Genomic DNA, 23104 nt, shown 5'->3' on the forward strand with positions numbered 1-23104 from the left:
ACCCATGACCCGATTCCGGCGTACCGCAACCGCCGCTGCCGCCCTGGCGTTCACCGCCGCCGCCACCGCTGTGCTCGGCTTCGCCGGACCGGCGTCCGCGCACGTCACGGTGAACCCGAAGGAGGCGACCCAGGGCGGCTACGCCCGGGTGGCGTTCCGGGTGCCCAACGAGAGCGACACCGCCTCGACCATCAAGCTGGAGGTGGTGTTGCCGGAGAACGCCCCGGTCGGCTCGGTGTCGACGATGCCGGTGCCCGGCTGGACGGTCACCACGGAGAAGCGCAAGGTGGACCCGCCGATCGAGGTGCACGGTAGTCAGCTCACCGAAGCGGTCTCCAAGATCACCTGGACGGCCTCCGGTGACGCGGGGGTGAAGCCGGGTCAGTTCCAGGAGTTCCCCGTCTCGATGGGGCCGCTGCCGCAGGTCGACTCGATGATCTTCAAGACCCTGCAGACCTACTCGGACGGCAACATCTCCCGGTGGATCGACGAGCCGGCGCCGGGCGCCGAGGAGCCGGAGCACCCCGCTCCGGTGCTCACCCTGGCCGCCGCGGCGGCGCCGGCGGTTTCGGCCACGCCGACCGCTGCCGTCGCCTCGCCCGACGACGATGACGACGACGACGGCAACGGCCTCGCGGTCGGCCTCGGTGTGGCCGGTCTCGTCGCCGGTCTGGCCGGTCTGGCGCTGGGCGGGCTGGCGTTCGCGCGTACCCGCCGGGAGCCGGTCGCCAAGGCCTGACCCCGGTCACACCCACTGGCCCGCCGGATCATCCGGCGGGCCAGCGCGCTTTCCGGAGTCGGTGCCGACCGTGCCGTGGATATCCCCTGATCAGACGGCGTACGTCGGTAAGGTCGGCCGGGTGTTTTGCTACGGAGGGGGGACGGTGCGGATGCGGTTCGTGCGGGTGATCGCCGGAGTGCTGCTGTTGGTCGTGGGAATTCCGGCGCTGTTCGCCGGTGGCGGACTGTGGCTGGTGACCCGACACGCCGACCCCGGTGGGGCCTTCACCGCCCGCTTCGAGACGGTCCGCACACCCGGTCACGCGGTCGTGGTCACCGACCTCGACCGGTTGCTGCGACAGGATGCGCCCTTCGCGCGTACCGCGCAGACCCGGCTTCGACTGGACGCCCGCACCCCGGGCGGCCCGGCCTTCGTCGGGTTGGCGCCCACCGCCGAGGTGCGTGGCTGGCTGGCGGCGGTGCCGCACGCCACGGTCCGCCGGGTGGCGCTGGCCCGGGGGCCGCTGCCGGTCCGGCTCGATCCGGCCGGACCGACCGCCGACACCCCGGGCGTCGCGACGGCCGACGGGCCGGTCACGCCGCTGGGTCGGCCCTTCTGGGTACGCGAGGGGATCGGCTCGCTGGAGTGGGGTGCGGACGACCTCGCCGGCGAACCGATGAGCCTGGTGGTGCTGCGCCCCGACGGCGGCGCCGACCTGGCCCTGGACCTGCGCGCCGAGTTGCGGGCAGGGTGGACCGGCCCGGCGACCTGGGGTCTGCTGACCCTCGGCGTGCTGCTGGTGGTGTGCGCGGCGCTGCTTCTACTGCGCCCGCTGCGCCCGCGCGAGGTGATCTTCGTGGTGGAGCCGGACCAGGTGCCGGTGCTCGCCGGTCGGCTCGGGGTCACCTCGCTGAGTGGCCTGGGCCCCCGGCAACCCGACTCGACCCCGTCGTTGCCGGTACGACAACTCGCCCCGGTCGGCTCCGGGGCGGCCGAGCGGTCCCGGCCGGCGATCGGCGCTGAACCGGCGCGTGCGGCCACCCTCGCCGACCTGGACGGGCAGGTCCGGCTGCCCCGACCACCGGAGGTGACGCTGAGTCTCGCCTGGCCGCCGGCCGACGCGGACAACCACACGGCCCGACCGGTGGTGGTCCCACCGGTCGACGACCCGGCCCGGGGCGGCGGCCCGGCCGGGTGACGGCCCGGTCGGTGGCGGTCGCACCGCGTGTTGTGGCGCCCGGTGGCCGGGGTGAAACGGCGAGTGGCCCTCCGCGCTGCCGACGCGGAGGGCCACTCTCACCGGGGGATCGGTGCTACCCGAGCGACGCTTGAGGTAGATGAGGACAGATTAGCGCCGATCATGGCTACTCGGGAGGTCTGTCCAATTGATGCGATTTTCCGCACCGAAACCCGAACGCACCGGCAACGCCGCCAGCAACAGCAGACTGAGCAGCACGTAGGTGTTCTGGAGGAAGAAGTCCACCGGGTCGTGGGTGCGGACCGATCCCGCGCCCCAGGCCTGGAACGTCACCACGCCGTAGATGGTCAGGGCGGTGATGCCCAGCGCGAGCCCGGTCAGCCACCGGCGCCGGCGTACCTCGTCGGGGCGGTTGGCGCTCAACGCCGCGTCGGCGAGCAGCACCACCGCCGGCACGAACCAGTAGATGTGGTGGGTCCAGGTGATCGGGCTCGCCAGAGAACCGACCAGGCCGGTCAGCGTGAGGCCCGTCAACGGGTCACCGGCCCGCGCCGCCCGGGCCGCCCGCCACAGCCCGTAGCCGGCGACCACGGCGACCACCAGCAGCCAGAGCAGCCGGTCCGGCTTCTCCGGCTCGGTGAACCGGCTGAGCAGGCCGAACAGCGACTGGTTGCCGACGATGTCGGTGCGTCCCACCCGCTCGGTGGTCCACAGCTCGTGCGTCCAGAACCGCCACGAGTCACGTGGGGCGATCGCCGCCGCGAGCAGGGTCGCCGCCGCGGCGGTCGCGCTCGCCACCGCCGCGGCCCGCCACCGTCGGGTGGCCAGCAGGTACACGATGAAGATGCCGGGAAAAAGCTTGAGCGCCGTCGCCAGCCCCACGCCCACCCCGGCCCAGCGTCGCGCCTGCGGTACGGCGAACAGCAGATCGGCCAGGATCAGCACGACCAGCAGCATGTTGATCTGGCCGAAGGTGATCGTCTCGCGGATGCTCTCCACCGCCAGCACCAGCAGGATGGCGACGACCAGGGTGAACGTTCGGGGCAGGTCATGTCGAGCGATCACCGGCGCCACCAGCCACCGGGTGGTCAGCACCACGGCCAGCACGGTGAGCGCCGTGAAGATCGCCACGGTGGCGCCGAGCCGCAGCAGACCGAACGGCCACAGCAGCAGCGCGCTGAACGGCGGATAGGTGAAGTACAACTCGCCCTGCACCCGGTCCGGCTGGACGTAGTCGTAGAGCGGGTGACCGACGCGCCACCAGTCCATCGCGGACATGTAGATCTTGAGATCGAAGAAGTTGTGCACGAGGCCGGGCAGGTAGAGCGCTGGCAGCACAGCGCCGAGGGCCACCACCGCGACAAGGCGACGGACCGTACGGCCGCCGGGATCGTCTTCGGTGACGGCGGGCGGTGCGACGGGTTCTGCTGGCACCCCGAAACCCTAGCGGGCCGCTCCGCCGAGAGCGCGCAGCCGCAGCGCGTGGGCTGCGCGTAGGCTGTCCCGGTGGCTGATCTCCTCGTCTGGATCGACTGTGAGATGACTGGGTTGGACCTCGGCAGGGACAAACTGATCGAGGTTGCGGCACTGGTCACCGATCCCGACCTCAACGTGCTGGGTGACGGTGTCGACGTGGTCATCCACGCCGACGAGGCAGCACTGGAGGGGATGCCGGAGATCGTGCAGACCATGCACGCCAAGTCCGGCCTCACCGAAGAGGTCCGTCGCTCGGCGGTCACCCTCGCCGAGGCCGAAGACCTGGTCCTGGAGTACGTCCGCACCTTCGTCAAGGACCCCCGGACGGCTCCGCTCTGCGGCAACTCGATCGCCACCGACCGGGGCTTCATCGCCCGGGACATGCCCCGCCTCGACGCGCACCTGCACTACCGGATGATCGACGTGTCGTCGATCAAGGAACTCTGCCGCCGCTGGTACCCCCGGGTGTACTTCGGCCAGCCGCAGAAGGGCCTCGCGCACCGGGCACTGGCCGACATCCGGGAAAGCATCCGGGAGTTGGAGTACTACCGGCGCACTCTCTTCGTTCCGCTGCCCGGCCCGGATGTCGAGACCGCCAAGGCCATCGCCGCCGAACTCTGACCGTGCCAGCTCCTAGCGGGGAGCAGGGAACCCGCTGGACGAGGCGCGCCGTGGTGTGGCTATTATTGGTCCGCACCCCGCCCGGAGCGATCGACCGGGCGACGGCGGCATGGTGGCTGTAGCTCAGTTGGCAGAGCACCGGGTTGTGGTCCCGGTTGTCGTGGGTTCAATTCCCATCAGTCACCCAGTTGGTTTCACGAGTCAGGCCCCCTCCTCGGAGGGGGCCTGACTCGTTGTTGGGGCGAGACCGGGGCCTACGCGAAAGCCCCCTCCGAGGAGGGGGCTGTCGGCGGGTGGCTCAGGCGGTCGGCGTGGGGGACGGGGTGACCGTCCCGTCCGGGGTCGGGGTGGTGGCGTCCGGGTCGGCCGGAGGCTCGTACGGAAGGGCGCTGCCCTTGACGTACTCGTCCCAGCTCATGTTCCAGTCGGTCCAGCCGTTGCCGTTCTGCAGCTTGCGTTCGGTGCCCTTGACCGTGATCGGGTCGCCGATCTGGGTGTTCTTGAAAAGCCACTCGCCATTGGCCATGGACACGTTCACGCAGCCGTGCGACACGTTCACGCTGCCCTGCTGCCCCTCGGACCAGGGTGCCGCGTGGATGAACTCCCCGCCCCAGGTGAGGCGCTGCGCGAAGTCAATCTTGGTGCGGTAGCCCTCCTCCGGGCCCAACTCCTCGAACGTGTCGAAGACCGTCTTGCGCAGCTTCTCGATCACGACCATGGTGCCGCTGGAGGACGGGGTGCTCTTCTTACCCAGGCTGACCGGGATGGTCTTGATCGCAGCGCCGTTGCGGGTCACCGTCATCCGCTTGGTCTTGTTGTCCACCGTCATGACCACCGCCGCGCCGATCTTGATGTCCACCGAGAGGTCGGCCCGCCCGTACCAACCCTCACCCATCGGCAGGCCGCCCGCCTGCACCCGGTAGGAGACCTTGCTGCCGGTCTTCCAGAACTCCTTCGGCCGGTACCGGATCTCGGTGGGGCTGACCCAGTGCCAGATCCCCTCCTGCGCGGGGGTCGAGGTGACGGTCATCCGGCGCTGCACGTCGTCGCGGTAGTCCTCCGGGATGCCCCGGCTGAACTTCACGATCAGCGGCATGCCCACCCCGACCACCTGGTTGTCACCGAGGAAGCTGCTCACCCGTACCTGATTGCCCGGCTTGGCCATGGTGGTGAAGCTGCTGGTCGCCGTGGCGGGACGTCCGTCGTCGCCCTTGGCCGTCACGGTCGCCGTGTAGGTCGTGCCGTACGCCAGCGCGCCGGCCGGCAGCCACGACGTGCCGTCCTTGGCGAGGGCGCCCTCAACCGCCTTGCCGGCCGCGTCCTTCAGCTCGACCGCGGTCTCCACGGCGTCCTTCGTGGTGAAGGTGATGCCGGTGGACGCCGGCACGTCCTTGGCGTCGGCCGCCGGCTCACTGATCGTCGCCGCGGCCTTCGGTGCCTGGTTCTCGCCCCCGCCGTGCCACGAGGACGGCTTGCCGCCGTCGCCGTCGGTGCAGGCCGAGGTGAAGGCCAGCGCCACGGCGAGCAGCCCCGCCGCGAACACGCGGCGTCGCCCACCGGGCCTGATCAGCTGGTCCTGGCTAGCTCGCATGAATTCCCTCACAGTCGTGGTCGCTGCCCCATCGTCTCCTACTGACGCGCCAGAGCCGTCCCCGGTTGCCGAGGGTGAACCGAAACACGCCATCAATGGTGCCCGAATCCTGCTACTATCCGGCGTTTCGTGAGTCTGGTTCGTCTCCGTGCCGGGAGGGCGGGGGTCGTCGCGCGGCGGAAGTGCAAGGCTACGCCGACCCCACCAAAACGGCAGGGCCGGCGCAACGAGGCCGACGGCTCAGACCGCCGGGCCGGCCCCACCACTGGGCACCGGCAACGCGCTGCCCTTGATGAACTCCGACCAGCTCAGGCTCCACGCCGTCCAGCCGTTGCCGGCGGCGATCCTGCGCTCGGTGCCCTTGATCGTGATCGGGTCGCCGATCCGGGTCTTGCCGAACAACCACCTGGCATTCGCCATCGACACGTTCACACAGCCGTGCGAGACGTTCTGCCGCCCCTGCACATGCTCCGACCAGGGCGCGGCGTGGATGTACTCGCCACCCCAGGTGAGCCGCTGGGCGAACTGGATGTCGGTCACGTAGCGGTTGGCTGGGTCCGGGTCGTCGCGGGTGTCGAAGACCGTGGCTTCCTTCTTCTCCATTACCACCATCGTGCCGCTCGACGACGGCGTGCTCTTCTTGCCCAGGCTCACCGGAATGGTGCGCACCGGAGCGCCGTTCTCGTACACCGTCATCTTCTTGTTGGCGTTGTCGACCTTCATCTCGAACGACCGGCCGATCTTGGCGGTGGCCTTGCGGTCGATGTCGCCGTACTTGCCGTTGCTCAACGGCACCCCCGCCAGGGCGATCCGCACCGTGATGGTGGTGCCCGGCTTCCAGTACTCCGCGGCCCGGTAGTAGGCCTGCGTGCCGTTGCTGACCCAGTGCCACGCGCCCGGCTGCGGCGGATCGGTCCGGACGAACATCCGCTTCTGCACCGCCGCCCGGTCCTTCTTCGGGATACCCGGGTGGAACTCGGTGACCACCGGCATGGCCACCCCGTAGCTCTTGTCGTCGAAGAGGTACAGGCCCGACCCGATGGTCGACTTCGGCTTGGCCATCGTGGTGAAGCTGCTGGTGCCCTGGCTGTTCGTGCCGTCCGGCGCGCTCGCCGTCACCGTGGCCGTGTAGCGGGTACCCCACTTCAGTGGGGCGGACGGCACCCAGGACGAACCGTCGGTACGCAGCTTGCCCTCGACCGAGCCGCCGCTGTCCGCAGTCAGGGTCACCGCGGACACCTTGCCGCCGTCCGGGAGCTTCGCGCTGATCTCCGTACTCACCGGCCGGTTCTTCGCGCCGCTCGCCGGGCTCAGGGTGAGCGCCGGCCCGCTCGGTGTGCTTGGCGTCGACGGTGCGGCTGAACCAGGGGTGGCGCTCACGTCCGAGGACGCCCCGCCAACGAATTCCGGCTTCTTGTCGTCGCCGCCGCATCCGGTCAGTGCCAGCGACGCCACCAGAGTCAGGGCGCCCACCACCGCCCCGGCTCGCGTGAACCGTGCCATGCCCACCTCTGTTCTCGCGTACCTGGCGGACATCGTGCCGCATCACCGCCCCAACCCACGCCCCGATCCTGACGGCGGTGGTCGTTTTGGGGCTTTTTGCCGGCAAAGCTCGACCGAAGGGGGGACCCGGGCAACCGAATTGGAGCCCGCCTGGGAGGGGTGCTAATGTTCTCTCCGTTGCCGACGAGCGCCGCTAGCTCAACTGGCAGAGCAGCGGACTCTTAATCCGCGGGTTCGGGGTTCGAGTCCCTGGCGGCGCACCAACTAAAGGCCCTGACCAGCAAAAAGCTGGCCAGGGCCTTTATGTTTATCTATGCAGTTTCGAACCCTCCCCCGAAAACCCCCCAGTAACGGCCGGGGCGATCAGGTTCGGCAGGCCGGGTGGTAGGCGTACCGGCCGCCACCCGCCCCCGGCTATCCGGTCGGGGCCGGGCCAGAGTTGTGGGGTTCGGAATCGCCTGGCTCCGGCCTGCCCCCGAGCTGTTCGAGGATGGCAGAGCTGTCGGGGGCAAGGGCTGGCTTGACGATGTAGTGCTTCTTGGTGGTCTCCTTACTCCCGTGGCCGAGCTGTGCGGCGGCGCTGTCGGTGTTGGCCTCCTTGTCGATCAAGGTGGCAACGGTCTTGCGGAACGTGTGGGGAGTGACCCATTCAAGGCCGGTGTCAGCGCGGGCTGCGCGCCACTGGCGGCGAACGTTAGGTGGAGACAGCCAGGTGCCACGTCGGGAGGGGAAGATCGCGTCGTTGGGGTCGGCGGCGGCGGTGAGCTTGCGCTCCAAGAGCATCCCGACGGCGAATCGGGGCAGGACGACTGACCGGTAACCGGCATCGCTCTTTGTCCATTCCTGCCGGAAGAAGCCTTTGCCCTTGATGTAGATGATGGTGCCGCAGATTGTGAGGATGGGATGTTCGGCGCCGAGGTCGGCGTCTTCCCACCGCACTGCGAGGATCTCGCCGATGCGGGCGCCGGTGGCGAGCATGAGGTCAACGATGTCGGCCAGGTCGCTCGTGGGCCGAGGCCCCGACTTGCCGGGGGTGGGCTGCTGCCACTTCCGGATCGCCGAACGAACGTCGTCCAGTTGCTCCCGATCAAGCGCGACGACCTTCTTGCGGGGCTTTCGTAGTTGGCCGGTGTCGCGGATGGGGTTTGTCGTGAGCGCACCCCGGCGGACGGCGAGAGCGAACATCTGGCCGAGGACGACCTTGGCGCTCTTGGCGGCTGAGGGACGGTCCTCGGCTATCTTCCGCAGGAACTTGTCTAGGCGGCCTGCGCTGGCCTCTCGGATTCGTAGTTCGCCTAGAGCGGGCACGATCGAGACGCGCACGCTGATCTCGTACCTGCTGATGCTCTGTAGCGATACTCGTTCCTCTGCGGCTATCTCCTCCAGCCACAGAGCGGCGAGCGTGCTGACGTGCGTCTCCCTGGTGATTTCGTCGTCGTTAGGGGCGGCACGGTCGCGGACTTTGACTTTGAGCGCCCGTATGGCAGCGGGGGCGGTGGTGTCGGTGGCCTCGACGTCGCGGGTTTTGCCGTCGTGGTCGCGATATCGGGCTCGGGCGCAGTACCGGTTGGGGCCGAGCTTCTCGGTACGGATCGTGCCCAAGGTGCCGATGGGTAGTGGAGGTCGGGCCATGGCTCAGCGCTCCGGGTCGGTGTGGTCGTCGAGCCAGCGTTCGACTTCGCTGCGCCGGTAGCGCAGGGTGTTGCCGACCCGGATGGCGCGGGGTCCCTTGCCTCGGCTGTGCCAGGCGTAGAGGGTGTTCTTTGGCTTGCCGAGCCAGCCCGCTAGGTCATCGATGGTTAGGAGGGGGTCGGGCCGCCACTCAGCGGCGGTTGGGGCGCTCATGGCTGGTCTGCCGGGGCGGACGGGCCGGTCTGCGGGCGTGGTGTGTCGGGGTCGGCGGGTCGCTGGTGGGCGGTGGTGTCGGGCCGTTCGGACCCGGGAATGGTGTGTGGGTGGGGCGGGCACGGTTCGGGTGTCCTTTCAGCGTCCCGGCCCGGGTGGGGCCGGGGGTCGGTGGCGCTGCCGCCGGGGTTGGCGGGGTACGCCGGGTGTGCCCGTCGATCCATGCTGGCGGGGGTTGAGGTATCAAGCCCGTGGCCGGCGTGCGGTGCGGCGAGGGTGGACCCGCTCTTTGCGGAGTCGTGCGGGTTGTGGTGCGAGCCGCCGAGCTGAAACAGCAGAAGGTCTTCGTGCTGGATGAGCCATTGCGGGTCGCCGGTGTTGATGGCGTCGCGGACGTTTTTCATTTGGAAGAACGAGGTCCGCGGTACCAGTACGCCCTTTCGGACTCCGGCGATGAGCGCGATGAGTTCCTCGACCAGGGTCAGTCCGGCGGCGAGCCCGGCGGCGGCGACCATGCCGGGGATGTCGATGAGTTCCCCGCGTCGCCGGTAGGGGCGGGCGGTGACCGCGACGTATCCGCCGGGCTTGAGGACGGCGGCGCAGCCGGTGAGGATCTGGGTGAATCCTTCGGCCAGTTCGGCGTGTTCGGTGTAGGCGAGGTTCCCGGCGTCGGCACCGTACCGGTGGTGAATCTTGCGGACCTTGCCCCTTCGGGGGCCGGGCGTCCGCACGTGACCGTGGGTGGACGGCCCGTACGGCGGTGAGGTGATGACCAGCGAGACCTGGCCGTGGACCTTGCTCGGGAGCAGTGCGGGTAGCCGGCGGGCGTCGCCGGTGTAGATCTCGCCGGTGCCGGTGGCGCCCTCGCTGGCGGCGAGACGAATGTTGTCGGCGGCGTGCTGCGCCCACCGGTGCTCGTACTCGACGCCGATGCCGTGTCGGCCGAGGTGCATGGCCTCCACAAGGGTGGTGCCGATGCCGGCCATCGGGTCGACCACCAGGTCGCCGGGCTGGGTGTAGGTGGCGGTGAGGTAGCGGGGGATGGTGGGCAGCATCTTGCCCGGGTGTTCTATGGAGGCGGGGGTGTACCGGCCGCGCCGCAGGTCGCGGGAGGCGGTCTGCCCGGTCAGCAGGACCGAGCCCTGGACTCCGTTGGCGATGTCGGTGAACAGTCGGTCGATGTCGGGAAGATCGGGCGTGGAGGCGGCGGTCGGAGTGTGTTCACGCATCGGTGGCCTCCTGGTCGATCGTGCTAGCCGTGAACGCCAGGACGTCCATATGGGTCCGGGTATGCCGCCCGCCCAGCAATGCGGATCGGGTGCTCGCGGCGGTGGCCGCGTCGGTGCGCGGCTCGTGCGCCGGGAGCGGAACCACCAGCACCGGGATGTGCTGGTGGTAGTTCAGTCCGGCGATGCGGGCGGCGCTGATGACGGTGCTGCGCCGCGAGATCCGACCCGGCTCAAGGCCACGGGCGGGCAGCGCGACGAGGATGAACCCGCCGGGGCGTAGCAGCCGGTGCCACAGGTGCATCGCCTCGGCGGTGTCGTGCAAGCCCAGACGTTCGCCACCGGGGCGGGGCAGTCCGGCCAGCAGCAGCGCAATGCCGTCCTTGGTGAAGCACCTGTCGGGGCCAGACCGGTCGTCGGCGACTCGGTTGCGGTCACCGTCGGCGGTGAGGGTGGCCGGGCAGCGGTGCAGGTACCGGGCGGCCGTAGAAACGGTGGGGTGGTTGTCCAGGTCGGCCACGACATCGCCGTCACGGGTGTAGTGCCGAATCAGCCAGGCGAGACGCTGCGGGTCAATTCCGTACCATGCGGCCGGATCGACCAGCGGCGCGTCGCGGCGGTGGGCGGGAACGAGGAACAGCCCGACGGGCGGGCGCTCGGCGTGGGGCTCGGGGTGGTGCGAATGGGTCTGCGGCATGGGTGGTGGGCCACGTCCGCCGACAAGCGCTGACACTAAGGGAATACAGATCAGGGCCTCGATTTGGAGGACAGCGCAGCGACCGCCGACCACCGAGGCCATCGCAGCCGACCTGTTCAACCAGGATGAACAAGAGCGTGATGAGGTTGAACGCGCAGGTCAGAGGTTGCACACCGCCCTCAACAGCCCAGAGCGCACATCGCTATGTCTGGCTGTCAAGCGGATGTCAGTCTGATGGCGAGCCAGACCCCGGCGTCCGCTTCTCGCGCTGGCATGAACAAGATCGACCTCTCGCTTGAATACGGCTCGACCCGGCGACGGGATGCCTTGAACACGGTCTGCCCCGCAGCCCGCAAATGTCCGCCGACCATGAACACCTCTGGCCCGCGCCGACCGGCGCGGGCATTTTCGCGTCGATGCCGTCGAGTGTGTTCGCGGGCGTCCCAGCCCCCGCCGGGGCGGCCGGTGAATCCGGCAGGCGGTGGTTTAAACAGGCAGCCAGCCGGTTGCACACGGCTGCAAGCCCCGGCCACAACCGGTCGAGCACCACATCGAGAGTCGTCATCAACGCCTCGGCCGATCACGCTCTGTTCAACCTTAAACAAGATCATCAGTGTTCAAGATGTGTTCAACCGCCCTGGTGGCGTGGGTGCTGCACCGCCGACCGGCCTCCGATCGCCGGCCCGGCATCCCCGCTCACCATCAGGGAGTACACCCATGTCTGCGAACACTCGCCCGATTACCGGCCCGCTCGCCGGACACCCAGGATCGCGGCCTAGTGCGCCGCTGCTTGACGCGATCGACTACCGGTTCCGGCTGCGCGGCGAAGGCCCCCAGCCGCAGGCGGTCGACGGCCGGCAGCTCGGGCACGGCTTGCCGCGCCGCACCATCGCGTTGACCGAGCTGTCGGCGATCCTCATGCACCCCTCCTGCGGCACCGCCGCGCAGGACGCCGCGTGGAGGTGCCTCGTCACCCGAGCCCGCACCGGCGGCGAGCTGTGGATCGTTGGCGCGGTCGGGGTGGCCCTGCCCGGCTTGCGGCACCGGGCGCACCTGCTGTCGAAGCTGTCGTCCGGCGACCTGCACGCCGCCCTGGTGGAGGCGTTCCTCAAGGCGCTGCACACCGTCGACATCGACCAGCCGGGCGTTGTGAACGCCCTGCTCAACGCCGCGTTCTCCGGCGCTCGTTCCGCGCTGCGCGGGCAGGAGCCGGCCGCGTCGGGGGAGGCGAACTTCGCGCCCGGCTCGGCGCTGCCGCCCGCCCCATACGGCCACCCGGACCTGGTCCTGGCCCGCGCGGTGCGCCTCGGGGTGATCACCGTCGCTGAGGCGGACCTGATCGGCGGGACCTTCCTGGAGGACACCAGCGTCGCCGCGTACGCCGAGCGCACTGGCCTGCCCCGGTGGGGTGTCTACAAGCGGCGCACCGCAGCCGTCGAGCGGCTCGTTGCGGCAATCCGGTCTGGTGCGCTCAGCGACCCGACTGCCGATGTCATCGCCGAGGCCACCGGCACCACCGCGCCGGAGGCGGCACCCGGCCGCAGGTGATTCACCCCTGCTGAGCTGCGCTTTTCCAAATCGGCACTCGGATTTGTATTCCCCTAGTGCGGGACTTTCCCGCACAGGTGACCTCCCGACCGGCCCCGCTGACGGCGCTGACACCCCGTTCGCCCGGCCCACCAGACCTCTGTGAGGAGGACGGCCCTCGTGCCGGTCGGTGCTCATGGTCACCCCGTGCGGATCGATGCGCTCCCGCCTCTGTCACCCACCGCGCCGCAACCGAGCCCCGTCACGCCCCGGGGCCGGTTGCGGCCCAAGCCCGGAGGTGTTCCGCCCATGAGCAGCAAGCCCACTCGCGAACCCCCGTCGCGGCGCAAGCCGTCCCGGCGTCCTCGCCGCCCTCGGCTGCGCCCCTGCGACTGGATGCTCTACCAGGCCACCCGCCTGGTCCCGGTCCTGATCGTGGTGGCCGCAGTCCTGAGTACCGTCATCGTGCTGGGCGACACCGCCGCCTACGCCGCCGAGCCCCAGGAGCCGGCAGGTCCGGAATCCCTCGAAACCGTGATCAACAACATTCGGGCCTGGCTGGTCGGCATCCTCGTCGCCGTCGCAACCCTGTTCCTCACGGTCGGTGGCCTGCGTTACCTCGCCGCCAACGGCGACCCCAGCGAAACCGAAAAAGGCAAGCTCGCGATGAAGTCCGCCGCGATCGGCTACGCCTTGGCCCTACTGGCGCCGCTGTTCGTCACCATCGTCGGCGAGTGGGTGAAGTAACCATGACCCCGACCCGGACACTCGCCGCCCGAGGCACCGCCAGCCTCCCACGACTGGCCGTGGCACTGCTGCTCGGCGCGGGACTCGCCGGTGGGATCGCCGTCACGCCCGCGCTGGCCGAACCCGCACCCACCCCCGCGCCGGGCGTGCCCACCCCCGGTATCCCGCCGTCACCAGACGGCCCGATCCCCATCCCCACTCCGACACCGAGCCCCATCGGTCCGCCACCGACCAGCACCCCAACCCCAACACCAACACCAACACCAACACCGACGCCGGACCCGTCACCTGGTACCAGCCCGACGACACCACCAGCCACGTCGACCGATGACCCGGCCTGGTACGACATTCCCGGCCAGATCCGTAAAGGGATCAACGACTTCTTCGCCTGGATGGTCGAGACCGGCCTGGCTCCGGTCATGGACACCCTCGGCAAGACCGTCCTGTCGACCCCGGACCTGACGAACAACGAGCAGGTCAAGACGATCTGGACGACGAGTCTGGTCATCGCCAACACGGTCTTCGTGCTGTTTGTGATCGTCGGCGGGTTCGTCGTGACCTCGCGGGAGACCCTGCACAGCCGGCACGGGCTCAAGGAGATCCTGCCGCGTCTGCTGATCGGCGGGATCGGGGCGAACCTGTCGCTGCTGCTCTGCGCGAAGATCCTCACCGTCGTCAACGCGCTGACGGCCGCGATCGCCGGTCAAGGCGTCGACGGTCCGGCCGCCGCGACCGCGCTCACCCAAGCATTGACCAACGCCAGCCAGGGCAACAACTTCCTGCTGACGCTGATGATCCTCGCCGCGCTGGTGATGGCCATTGTGGTCGTGCTGACCTTCATCCTGCGCGTAGCGGCCATGATCCTGCTGATCGGGGTGTCCCCGCTCGCGCTGATGTGCCACGCCACCCCGCAGACCGAGGGCCTGGCCTACACCTGGTGGCGGGCGTTCGGGGCGTGCCTGGGCATGCAACTCGCCCAAGCCTTCATCATGCTGGCCACCATCCGGGTGTTCCTGACCCCCACCGGACCGGCGATCCTCGGCCTACCGATCACCACCGACGGATTTCTCGGCATCGGGGTCTGCCTGACGATGCTGTGGGTCCTCATCAAACTGCCGGGCTGGATGAAGCAGTTCATCCTCGGCCCGCTCGGTCAGTCCCGCGGCCGGGGTCTGCTCGGCCAACTCGTCTCGACCTATCTGACGTTCAAGACCCTCGGGTTGGCGGCCGGTGCGCTGGGCGGATCGAAGGCCGCCGGACGGACGGCGGGGACGGCCGTCCGTGGAGGCGGGACGGCACCCCGTCCCGGTCTCGGTCGTCCCGGACCTGGCCGTCCGCCCCGCCCCGGCCCACCGCGCCCACCCCGTCCGCCCCAGTCGGGACCGTCCGGGCCGTCCCCGATGCCCGCCGGACCGGCAGCGTTCAGTCACGCCCCGTCCGTCCACACGCCCCTCGCGCAGCCTGCCGGAACCACGACCGCTCCGGCGTTCAGTCACACCGCGCCGCCCGCCACCGCCGGCCCCGCCCCGACGGGTGCCGCCCCGCCCGCCGGGTTCTCGGCCACGCCGAGCCCGCAATCGGCCCCGCCCGCCTCGGTGTCGCCCAGTGCGCTGTCGTTCAGCCACCCGCCGACCACCTTGGCCCCGGCTGCGGCCAGAGACGCCACCGGCTCCGCACCGGCCTCCACCAGGGCACCAGGGGTGGTGTTCTCGGCGGCGCCGCCGGCTCAGACCGCACCGAAACGGCCTCCAGCGCCGGTCACGCCGACGTTCTCGGCCGCGCCGGCGACACCTGCTCGGCCGCGCCCGACAGCGGCGAAACGAGCACCAGCCACGCCCGCACGCACGCCACCGGCCGCCGGTGCTACCCCGGCCACCCCGCCACGGGTCACCCGGACCGCCGCCCCGACACCGCGACCGACCCCGACACCCAGACCGGCCCCGGCTGCCCGTCCGTCCCCGTCCGTGCGGGCGGCGGTCCCGTCCCCGGCAGCCCGTCCCGCCCCAGCCACCCGGACGGTCCCGGTGGCCGGTCCGTCCCCGACCGCCCTGCCGTCCCCGGCGGATCGTTCGTCCCCGTCCGTGCGCCCGGTGGTCGCGCCCCCGACCCCCCGTCCCGTCCCCATCCCGGCTGCGACTCCGGCGCCCGCACCGCCTCGCGACCCCGCGCCTGCGGCAACGCAGCGCGCGGAGCCCCCCGCCCGTCCGCTGCGCCCGGCCACGCCCAGCAGCCCGCAGCGTCCCGTCCGCCGCCGCCCTCGACAGGAGTGATCACCGATGCCACGACGAACCCCCGATGAGCCGTTAAGAGCACGAGTGCCGGCCGATGTGGAACGGCCCGACCGGATCGTGTTGGGTCTGACCCTGCGCCAGGTGGTCGTTTTGACCGTTACCGTGCTGATCCTCTACGCGGTCTGGACCGCCCTCGCGACGGCCGTCAACCCGCTGTGCTTCATCGCCGGGTCGATCCCGGTCGCCGGGGCGGCGTTCTTCCTCGCGGTCGGCCGCCGCGACGGGATCAGCCTCGACGCCTGGCTCCTCGCCGCGATCCGGCACCGCCGCACCCCGCACCGCCTGGTCCCCACCGACGAGGAAATTCGCCCCGCCCCGGCGTGGGTAGCGACCACCGGTGGGCGCGGTGACACGCTGCCACTCCCGGCACCGCTGCGGCTGCCCGCGAAGGGCATCACCGCCGACGGGCTGATCGACCTCGGCCCCGACGGCACCACCGCCCTCGTGTCGGCCTCGACGGTGGCATTCGGGCTGCGCTCACCCGGCGAACAGAACGGCCTCGTCGCCGGGTTCGCCCGCTGGCTGAACAGCCTCGACTCCCCGACGCAGATCCTTGTGCGGGCACAGCGCGTCGACCTGACCCACGTTGCCGACCGCATCGAGCACCGCGGCCCGTCTCTACCGCATCCGGCGCTGGAAGAGGCGGCCCGGTCGCACGCCTGGTTCCTCGACGACCTCGCCACCCAACGGGAACTGCTGCACCGGCAGGTCACCATCGCCGTTCGCGGACGGCGTGGCCCCGGCCACACCGCCCACCAGGCGCGGGAGGCGGTGCGAGCCCTCGCGGGGTGCGAGGTAACCGGGACGGTCCTGGACGCCTACGACACCCAGATGACCCTCGCCGCCTGCCTGGACCCGGCCGCCCCCACCCCCGCGTGGGCGGCGGCCGGCATACCGGAACTGACGACTGACCTGGAAGACGGTGACGACGCATGAAGCTACCCGCCCTGCCCCGCAGCCGCCGCCCAGCAGCCGAAACCGCCGGGGTTCTGCCCGGCAGCCCCGACGCCGTCGAAGTCGGCAGCCGATCCGTACACGTCGGCGAGGATCACTCCGCGACCCTCGCGGTGACCGGGTATCCGGCCGAGGTCGGTGCCGGCTGGCTGGAGCCGATCCTGTCCTATCCGGGCCGCGTCGACGTTGCCCTGCATATCGAACCCGTCGCCCCGGCCGTCGCCTCTGACCGGCTGCGTAAGCAGCGCGGCCGGCTGGAGTCCTCGCGGCGCTCGGATGCCGGGAAGGGTCGGCTGGATGACCCGGAGTTGGACGCCGCCGCGGCGGACGCCGCCGAGCTGGCCGCTCGGGTCGCCCGAGGCGAAGCCCGGCTGTTCCGGCTCGGCCTGTACCTGACCGTGCACGCCGACACCGAGGCTGAACTGACCGACAGGGTGGCCGAAGTGCGAGCGCTGGCGTCGTCGCTGCTGCTCGATGTGGCCCCGGCGACGTGGCGGCAGTTGCAGGGCTGGATCACCAGCCTGCCCCTGGCCGTCGACAGCCTCGGCATGCGCCGGGTGTTCGACACCGACGCCCTCGCCGCGAGCTTCCCGTTCACCAGCCCGGACCTGCCGGTCACCGCAGGGGATGCCGGCATGGGCGTGCTCTACGGCCTGAACCTCGCCTCCGCCGGGGTCGTGGTGTGGGACCGGTGGGCGCAGTCGAACTTCAACGCCGTCATCCTCGCCCGCTCCGGCGAAGGCAAGTCCTACCTCGCCAAACTCGACCTGCTACGCAACCTCTACCTCGGGGTCCAGGCGTTCGTGGTCGACCCCGAAGATGAGTATCTGCGCTTGGCGGAGGCCGTCGGCGGAACGATCATCCGCCCCGGCGCGCCCGGCGTGCGGATCAACCCCCTCGATCTGTCCGCCGCTGACGGCGACGATGCCCTGTTCCGGCGGACCCTGTTCATGCAGACTTTCGTCGCGGTGCTCACCGCAGGCGACACCACCGCCGCCGCCCTCGACCCACACGATGTCCCGGTCCTCGACGCCGCCGTGCTGGCCGCCTACCGGGCGAAGGGCATCACCACCGACCCGCGTACCTGGCGGCGTCCCGCTCCGCTGCTGACGGACGTGGCGCAGGCGCTGACGGAGATCGGCGAGGCCGGACGGACCCTCGCCGCCCGTCTGCATCCGTATGTGTCCGGGTCGTTCGCCGGCCTGTTCGACGGGCCGACGACCACCGCCCCGCAGGGGCACTTGGTGGTGTACGCGATCAAGGACCTGCCCGACGAGCTGAAGCCTGTCGGGACGCTACTGACACTGGACGCGATCTGGCGCACGGTCGCCAACTCATCGTCGCCGGATGTGCGCCGGATGGTGCTGGTCGATGAGGCGTGGCTGATGCTGCGCGCCGGCCTCGGCGCGAAGTTCCTGTTCCGCCTCGCCAAATCCGCCCGCAAGTACGGGGCAGGGCTGACCGTCGTCACCCAGGACGCCGCCGACGTGCTCGGCACCGAAATCGGTCGCGCCGTCGTCTCCAACGCGGCCACGCAGGTGCTACTACGCCAAGCCCCGCAGGCCATCGACGCGGTCACCGAGGCGTTCGGGCTCACCGACGGGGAGCGGGCCTTCCTGCTGTCCGCGGCACGCGGAGACGCACTCCTCGCCTGTGGCAACAGCCGGGTCGCGTTCCACAGCCTCGCCTCCGACGTCGAGCACCACCTCGTCGTTACCGGCCCCACCGCTGGCCGCCGCTGACCTCCTGGGAGTCTGCCATGTCCACTCCACTGCCCTCGCTCGTCGCGCCATCGCCCACCACCACACCGTCACCCATCCCTGGGTCGCCGTCCGCGACCTGCGTACCCGGCCACGACGGCATCCCGGACTCCATCATCGGGCACCTCATGTGCGGCACCTGGGCCGACAACGCCCCCGCAGCGACGGCGGTCTTCGTCAGCGCGCACTGGCCGCTGCTGCTACTTGGCCTCGCCGCGCTCGTCGCCGCATGGCTCGGGTGGGCGTGGTGGCGGCGGCGCGTGTGGCGTCGCCACGCCGGGCAGGCCCGCTGGTTGGAGATCGTCCCGCCGGTGTCGGCCACCCCCGCCGCGACCGTCGGACTGTGGCGGTTGCTCGCCACCGCGCTACCCGCATCGAGTCGGTGGTCGTGGCGCCCGCACCGCCTCGTCTGGGAGGTCCAAGCCGATCCGCGCGGCATGCGCTGCGGTCTGTGGCTGCCCCCGGGCATGAACCCGACCGCCGTGCTCCGGCTGCTGCAACGCGCGTGGCTCGGTGCCCGCGCCGAACAGACCCGCCCACCGGCCTTCGCACCCGGTAGCCCGGTCGCCGCCGTGGCGCTGCTGCCGACCCAACCGGAGTGGCTACCCCTGGTTGACGACGCCGCGCCGAGCCGGGGTCAGCGGTGGGAGGCCGGTGCGCCGCCGGAGGAGGACCGGCTCCGGGCGGTGTATGACGGGCTCGCCGCCGCCGGACGCACCGGCGGCGGACTGCTGCAGGTCCACGTCACCCGCGCCCCCGCCCGCCGCGTCGCCGGGCTACGCCGCGCCACCACCCACCCCAACCGTGTCCGCCGCACCCGCTCCGGCGCGTCCCGCGCCATCGGCCTGCTCGCTGACGGCCTCCGGGCGCTGATCATCGGTGTCCTCGACCTGGTGACGCCCGGTCCGACCACCCGCAAGCATCAGACCAACCGCACGGATCCGTACCTGGCCGAGCTGGCGCGCCAAGCGCGCGGGAAGTTGGCCGCCGCCCCGCATCTGCTTGTCGCGGTGCACGCCACCACCACCGGCCCGACTGTGGCGGCGGCACGAGCTGCCGCCGCTGACATCACTTCCGGCTTCGGCCTGCTGTCACCTCACTTCGCGCGCCGCCGGCTGCGCCGCGCTCAACCCGCCGCGACCTGGCGTTGGGTGTCCGCCGCCCGGATGACTCTCGCCTCGGTGGACGAGACCGCCGCCCTCGCCGGGCTGCCCGCTGAGCCGTCCGCGCATGGCTTGCCCGCCGCTGCCTCCCGGCGTCGCCCCGCCAGCCGCGAAGTCTTCACCGCCGGACCAGCCCCGGCCACCGGCCCGAAACGCCGCCCGGCACCTGACTCCACCGGCCCGGACCAGGACAGGCCGACCGAGGGCAATGCGCCGACTGAGGTATCACGACCTGGTCTACACGACCGAGATGTACCTGCGGTGGGGCAATGACCACAAACAGGAGCCTCCTCACGTCCGTCGGCCAGCGGCGGCGTGGCCTGCACCTCGTGCCGCCGGCCGAGCGGGGCGGACTGCCCGGCAAGGTGATCGGCGTCGCCAACTCCGGTCCCGCCGTGCGCGTCGGGATCGCTTTGGAGGATTGCCGCCATCACCTGCATGTCTGCGGTCCGACCGGCACCGGTAAGACCAGCCTGTTGTTGCGGATTATCCTCGATGACGTTGAGGCCGGTCGCGGGGTCGCCGCGTTCGACCCCGCGAAGGGCGACCTGATCCGCGACCTGCTCGACGTGCTACCCGCCGACTGCGGGGACCGCCTCGTGATCGTGGACCCCGACGAGCGCTCAGCCCCACCCGCGATCAACCTGCTCGACCCGCAGGTGCACGGTGGCACCGCGCACGACGTGGCCGCAGCTGTCACCTCCGTGATGTCGAAGGTGTGGGCGCGGTGGTGGGGTCACCGCACCGCCGACATCTGCTACCACGGTCTACTCACCCTGGCCCACCTACCTGGCTCCACCCTGGCGCAGCTCCCACGACTGCTCTCGGACGGCAAGTGGCGGGCCAAGCGGGTCCGGGCGGCCACGAGCCGGCTAGGGGCATGGGAGGGCAACACCCTCGGCGAGTTCTGGGAAGGCTTCGACGGTCTACCCGCCGGGCAACGCGCCGGCCTGGTAGCGCCGCTGCTGTCGCGTCTGCGCTTGGTCCTCGCGCACCCCCTCGCGAGTGCCCTGTTCGGGGTGCCGGCCACGACGTTCCGGTTCGCCGACATCCTTGACGGCGGCGTCCTGCTCGCCAGGCTGCCCAAGGGGGTCCTCGGCGAGGACGGCACCCGCCTCATCGGGTCTCTGCTGCTGGCGGGGTTGTGGCAGGCCACCGCCGCCCGCGCCCGCATCCGCGAAGCCGACCGGCTCGACGCCAGCATCGTGCTCGACGAGTGCCACAACTTCCTGCACCTGCCCATCGGCATCGATGACGCCCTCGCCGAAGCCCGCGGCCTGCACACCTCGTTCGTCCTCGCCCACCAGTACCTGGGCCAGTTGTCCTCCGACATGGCCGAGGCGATCGACGCCAACGCCCGCAACAAGGTGTTCTTCGCCCTCGCCCCGAACGACGCCGTCGACCAGGCCCACCACGTGCGGCCGTACCTCGATCAGGGTGACCTGATGCGCCTCGGCGGCTACGAGGTGGTGCTACGCCCAGTGGCCGGCGGCCGGGTCGTTCCACCGGTCACCGCGGACACCATCGCCCCACCCAAGCGGATCCGAGGCCGAGCTGCCGAGCTGCGCCGGCTTGCTCGGGAGCACACCGGTCTGCCGATGGGTGAGCGTCGGCAGTTGCTCGCCGACGCGGCCACCGGCGACTCGGATACCGACCTCGATGTCGGTGCCGGTGGCGTCGGCGCCGGTGATGGTTCAGGTCTGGCGCTCGGTCGGAACACCTTCGCTGCTGTTCATGGGGCGGGTTCACTAGAGGGTTCTAACGAGGGGTCCAACGAGGACTCCAACGACCGGGATCGCTCGCCTGAACGCTCGCCCATGAACGTGTCATATCCGCTGGTGGACGACGGTGAGGAGGACTGGTGGACCGGAACCGACTGATAAGAGATATCCCTCCTACCGGTACACAAGCTGCCAGCAGCTCCCGCCTGACGGCGTCCGTCGTCGCCGCCGAACTCTCCAGACTCACCCCCCGCGACCGGCTCCTCCTCGACCTGCTCGACCAGCACTCCACCTTCACCACCGACCACCTGGCCCAGCTCGCCTTCGGCTCGCTCGGCCGTGCCCGCAACCGGCTGAACCTGATGTACGTCCGAGACATCCTCGACCGGTTCCGCCACTACGAACGGCCCGGCTCGCAAGCCTGGAGGTGGACCCTCGGACCGGTTGGCGCGGCCCTGCTCGCGGCCGGACGAGGTGCGACGATGCCGCGCCCGGCTGCTGTGCGCGACACCACCGCACGGCTGGCCATGTCCCCGAGGTTGAACCACCTCCTCGCTACGAACGGGTTTTTCGTCGCGCTGACCGCACACGCGCGGGACGGGTCCGGGGTGCGGTTGGCGCGGTGGTGGAACGAGACGCGCTGCCGTGAGGCCACCGGCAACCTCGTCCGCCCGGACGGTCACGGTGTGTGGGTCACCGCCGGGCGGGCGGTGCCGTTCTGGCTGGAGATGGACCTGGGTACCGAGACGCTGGGGCGGGTCACTGACAAACTCACCGGCTACGCCGCGCTCGGCCCCCGTCGCGCGTACCTGGTGTTGTTCTGGCTGCCGACCGCTGCCCGGGAGGCCAACCTGCACGCGTACCTGTCCCGGGCCGGGGTGCCGGACGGGGTGAGCGTCGCGACCGGCGCGGACGACTACGCCGCCGGGCACGGTGGCCCCGCCGGGCCGGTATGGCGCGTCCCTGGCGACCCGGCACGGGTCATCCTGGCCGACCTACCCGGCACCGCAACGGGGGATGGTGCGCCGTGGGACGGGTGATCTCGTGGGCGGTCGGCGCGGTGGTCGCGTTGCTCGTGGTCGTCGTCGCGGCTGGGGCCGGGGCGGTCGTGGGGATGTTCTCCGGTGGTGGCGGTGCCGCCGGATGCCGGGCCACCGTCACCACCGGGGGCACGGCCCCGGACGGACTCACGGCCGAACAGGCGAGCAACGCCTCGGTCATCGTCGCGGTCGGGCAGCGCATGGCGGTGCCGCCGCGCGGGTGGGTGATCGCCGTAGCGACCGCGCTGCAAGAGTCGAACCTGATCAACCACGGGCACCTCGGCGACCGCAACGATCATGACTCGTTGGGCCTGTTCCAACAGCGACCGTCGCAAGGCTGGGGCACCCCCGAACAGGTCACCAATCCCGACTACGCCGCCAGCAAGTTCTACGAGCGCCTCCAACGGGTGCCCCGGTGGGAGGAGTTGCCGCTCACCGACGCGGCGCAAGCCGTGCAACGGTCGGCGTACCCCGACGCCTACGCCCCACACGAGGCCCGTGCCGCCGCCATCGTGGCCGGCTACACCGGCGGTGTCGTCTGCGACGGTGGCGATGGGCTACCGCCCGACGTGGCAGCGTCCCTGCCGCCGGGTTTCACCCTCCCCGCAGGCACCCCGCCGCCGGTCGTGACCGCGATCGGGTGGGCGCTCGCCCAACTCGGCACCCCGTACACCTTCGGCGGTGACTGCACCGACCCGCACGCGGGCATCCCCCGGCGACAGTGCGACTGTTCCTCGCTCATGCAACAGGCGTACCGGGCGGCCGGGGTCACCATCGGGCGCACCACGCGCGACCAGATACACGAGGGCAACCCGGTCCCCGAGATCGCGCACTTACGCCCCGGAGACCTGATCCTGATCCCCGGCAGCGACGGCACCCGCGCCGACCCCCGACACGTCGGCATGTTCATCGGCTCCAGTCTCATCGTGCAGGCCCCCAAAACCGGTGACGTGGTACGCATCAGCAAATTGTCAGGATGGGCCGACCAGGTAGCGGCAATCCGGCGCATCGTGCCGAGCTGAC

At 70.8% G+C, this 23104-nt stretch carries 19 protein-coding genes and 2 tRNA genes; 14 read left to right on the forward strand and 7 right to left on the reverse strand.

The window, feature by feature from the left end:
- The first annotated feature begins 4 nt into the window (after positions 1-4).
- Together AC5L30_RS17970 and AC5L30_RS17975 are read left to right on the forward strand one after the other, a co-directional pair.
- Positions 5-739, forward strand: a complete 735-nt coding sequence (locus tag AC5L30_RS17970) for a YcnI family copper-binding membrane protein (RefSeq protein ID WP_494868560.1) — start codon at positions 5-7, stop codon at positions 737-739.
- Positions 740-890: 151 nt separating this feature from the next.
- Positions 891-1919 carry a hypothetical protein gene (locus AC5L30_RS17975; RefSeq protein ID WP_494868601.1) on the forward strand — a complete coding sequence of 343 codons (1029 nt, stop codon included), beginning with the start codon at positions 891-893 and terminating at the stop codon, positions 1917-1919.
- A gap of 150 nt (positions 1920-2069) precedes the next feature.
- Here AC5L30_RS17975 and AC5L30_RS17980 read toward each other — a convergent pair whose 3' ends face one another.
- Positions 2070-3353 carry a glycosyltransferase 87 family protein gene (locus AC5L30_RS17980; protein WP_494868561.1) on the reverse strand — a complete coding sequence of 428 codons (1284 nt, stop codon included), beginning with the start codon at positions 3351-3353 and terminating at the stop codon, positions 2070-2072.
- Between the two features lie 72 nt (positions 3354-3425).
- Here AC5L30_RS17980 and orn point away from each other — a divergent pair, with 72 nt between their 5' ends.
- Complete coding sequence (gene orn / locus AC5L30_RS17985; protein WP_494868562.1) at positions 3426-4016, forward strand: oligoribonuclease; 591 nt, start codon at positions 3426-3428, stop codon at positions 4014-4016.
- 112 nt (positions 4017-4128) lie between these two features.
- Positions 4129-4201: transfer RNA gene (locus tag AC5L30_RS17990), tRNA-His, on the forward strand.
- A 113-nt stretch (positions 4202-4314) separates the two neighbouring features.
- Here the strand turns inward: AC5L30_RS17990 and AC5L30_RS17995 are convergent.
- Positions 4315-5607, reverse strand: a complete 1293-nt coding sequence (locus AC5L30_RS17995; protein WP_494868563.1) for a L,D-transpeptidase — start codon at positions 5605-5607, stop codon at positions 4315-4317.
- Between the two features lie 240 nt (positions 5608-5847).
- On the reverse strand, positions 5848-7110 hold the full coding sequence (locus AC5L30_RS18000; RefSeq protein ID WP_494868564.1) for a L,D-transpeptidase: 1263 nt from the start codon (positions 7108-7110) through the stop codon (positions 5848-5850).
- Positions 7111-7297: 187 nt separating this feature from the next.
- Between AC5L30_RS18000 and AC5L30_RS18005 the strand changes: the two genes are divergently transcribed.
- Positions 7298-7373: transfer RNA gene (locus tag AC5L30_RS18005), tRNA-Lys, on the forward strand.
- Positions 7374-7524: 151 nt separating this feature from the next.
- On the opposite strand, the gene AC5L30_RS18010 is transcribed toward AC5L30_RS18005, so the two are convergent.
- Genes AC5L30_RS18010 through AC5L30_RS18025 form a run of 4 tightly spaced genes read right to left on the reverse strand, consistent with a single transcriptional unit; the run spans position 7525 to position 10878 of the window.
- Positions 7525-8742, reverse strand: coding sequence for a tyrosine-type recombinase/integrase (locus AC5L30_RS18010; protein ID WP_494868565.1), 1218 nt, complete (start codon positions 8740-8742; stop codon positions 7525-7527).
- Between the two features lie 3 nt (positions 8743-8745).
- Complete coding sequence (locus AC5L30_RS18015; protein ID WP_433056882.1) at positions 8746-8955, reverse strand: helix-turn-helix transcriptional regulator; 210 nt, start codon at positions 8953-8955, stop codon at positions 8746-8748.
- A complete protein-coding gene (locus tag AC5L30_RS18020; RefSeq protein ID WP_494868566.1) occupies positions 8952-10184 on the reverse strand; it encodes a DNA methyltransferase in 1233 nt (410 codons plus the stop codon). Before AC5L30_RS18020 ends, AC5L30_RS18015 begins: the two co-directional genes overlap by 4 nt.
- Positions 10177-10878: a hypothetical protein gene (locus AC5L30_RS18025; protein WP_494868567.1), complete on the reverse strand. Its 702-nt coding sequence runs from the start codon at positions 10876-10878 to the stop codon at positions 10177-10179. Before AC5L30_RS18025 ends, AC5L30_RS18020 begins: the two co-directional genes overlap by 8 nt.
- 717 nt (positions 10879-11595) lie before the next feature.
- On the opposite strand from AC5L30_RS18025, the gene AC5L30_RS18030 reads away from it, so the two are divergent.
- From AC5L30_RS18030 to AC5L30_RS18070, 9 genes are all read left to right on the forward strand, one after another.
- The gene (locus tag AC5L30_RS18030) at positions 11596-12426 is read left to right on the forward strand and encodes a hypothetical protein (RefSeq protein ID WP_494868568.1); all 831 of its coding nucleotides are present in this window, start codon (positions 11596-11598) and stop codon (positions 12424-12426) included.
- A gap of 375 nt (positions 12427-12801) precedes the next feature.
- Positions 12802-13152 carry a pilin gene (locus AC5L30_RS18035; protein ID WP_494868569.1) on the forward strand — a complete coding sequence of 117 codons (351 nt, stop codon included), beginning with the start codon at positions 12802-12804 and terminating at the stop codon, positions 13150-13152.
- A gap of 2 nt (positions 13153-13154) precedes the next feature.
- Positions 13155-15422 (forward strand): TrbL/VirB6 family protein, encoded by a 2268-nt coding sequence (locus AC5L30_RS18040; RefSeq protein WP_494868570.1) that lies wholly within the window; start codon positions 13155-13157, stop codon positions 15420-15422.
- A 6-nt stretch (positions 15423-15428) separates the two neighbouring features.
- Positions 15429-16379, forward strand: a complete 951-nt coding sequence (locus tag AC5L30_RS18045; RefSeq protein ID WP_494868571.1) for a PrgI family protein — start codon at positions 15429-15431, stop codon at positions 16377-16379.
- A complete protein-coding gene (locus AC5L30_RS18050; protein ID WP_494868572.1) occupies positions 16376-18139 on the forward strand; it encodes a VirB4 family type IV secretion system protein in 1764 nt (587 codons plus the stop codon). The genes AC5L30_RS18045 and AC5L30_RS18050 overlap by 4 nt, the downstream gene beginning before the upstream one ends.
- A 17-nt stretch (positions 18140-18156) precedes the next feature.
- Entirely contained in the window at positions 18157-19593 is a 1437-nt protein-coding gene (locus tag AC5L30_RS18055) for a hypothetical protein (RefSeq protein ID WP_494868573.1), read from the forward strand.
- Complete coding sequence (locus AC5L30_RS18060) at positions 19590-21200, forward strand: type IV secretory system conjugative DNA transfer family protein (protein WP_494868574.1); 1611 nt, start codon at positions 19590-19592, stop codon at positions 21198-21200. Before AC5L30_RS18055 ends, AC5L30_RS18060 begins: the two co-directional genes overlap by 4 nt.
- A 47-nt stretch (positions 21201-21247) precedes the next feature.
- Positions 21248-22081: a replication-relaxation family protein gene (locus AC5L30_RS18065; RefSeq protein WP_494868602.1), complete on the forward strand. Its 834-nt coding sequence runs from the start codon at positions 21248-21250 to the stop codon at positions 22079-22081.
- Positions 22069-23103: a C40 family peptidase gene (locus AC5L30_RS18070; protein ID WP_494868575.1), complete on the forward strand. Its 1035-nt coding sequence runs from the start codon at positions 22069-22071 to the stop codon at positions 23101-23103. The genes AC5L30_RS18065 and AC5L30_RS18070 overlap by 13 nt, the downstream gene beginning before the upstream one ends.
- Position 23104: the final 1 nt, after the last annotated feature.

The sequence above is a fragment of the Micromonospora sp. BQ32 genome (genome assembly GCF_059358895.1).

Excerpts from the sequence above, each read along its gene's own strand:
- AC5L30_RS17970 (WP_494868560.1), top strand. The coding sequence starts at position 5 with ATGACCCGATTCCGGCGTACCGCAACCGCCGCTGCCGCCCTGGCGTTC.
- AC5L30_RS17975 (WP_494868601.1), top strand. The coding sequence starts at position 891 with ATGCGGTTCGTGCGGGTGATCGCCGGAGTGCTGCTGTTGGTCGTGGGA.
- AC5L30_RS17995 (WP_494868563.1), bottom strand. The coding sequence starts at position 5,607 with ATGCGAGCTAGCCAGGACCAGCTGATCAGGCCCGGTGGGCGACGCCGC.
- AC5L30_RS18000 (WP_494868564.1), bottom strand. The coding sequence starts at position 7,110 with ATGGCACGGTTCACGCGAGCCGGGGCGGTGGTGGGCGCCCTGACTCTG.
- AC5L30_RS18010 (WP_494868565.1), bottom strand. The coding sequence starts at position 8,742 with ATGGCCCGACCTCCACTACCCATCGGCACCTTGGGCACGATCCGTACC.
- AC5L30_RS18015 (WP_433056882.1), bottom strand. The coding sequence starts at position 8,955 with ATGAGCGCCCCAACCGCCGCTGAGTGGCGGCCCGACCCCCTCCTAACC.
- AC5L30_RS18020 (WP_494868566.1), bottom strand. The coding sequence starts at position 10,184 with ATGCGTGAACACACTCCGACCGCCGCCTCCACGCCCGATCTTCCCGAC.
- AC5L30_RS18025 (WP_494868567.1), bottom strand. The coding sequence starts at position 10,878 with ATGCCGCAGACCCATTCGCACCACCCCGAGCCCCACGCCGAGCGCCCG.
- AC5L30_RS18030 (WP_494868568.1), top strand. The coding sequence starts at position 11,596 with ATGTCTGCGAACACTCGCCCGATTACCGGCCCGCTCGCCGGACACCCA.
- AC5L30_RS18035 (WP_494868569.1), top strand. The coding sequence starts at position 12,802 with ATGCTCTACCAGGCCACCCGCCTGGTCCCGGTCCTGATCGTGGTGGCC.
- AC5L30_RS18040 (WP_494868570.1), top strand. The coding sequence starts at position 13,155 with ATGACCCCGACCCGGACACTCGCCGCCCGAGGCACCGCCAGCCTCCCA.
- AC5L30_RS18045 (WP_494868571.1), top strand. The coding sequence starts at position 15,429 with ATGCCACGACGAACCCCCGATGAGCCGTTAAGAGCACGAGTGCCGGCC.
- AC5L30_RS18050 (WP_494868572.1), top strand. The coding sequence starts at position 16,376 with ATGAAGCTACCCGCCCTGCCCCGCAGCCGCCGCCCAGCAGCCGAAACC.
- AC5L30_RS18055 (WP_494868573.1), top strand. The coding sequence starts at position 18,157 with ATGTCCACTCCACTGCCCTCGCTCGTCGCGCCATCGCCCACCACCACA.
- AC5L30_RS18060 (WP_494868574.1), top strand. The coding sequence starts at position 19,590 with ATGACCACAAACAGGAGCCTCCTCACGTCCGTCGGCCAGCGGCGGCGT.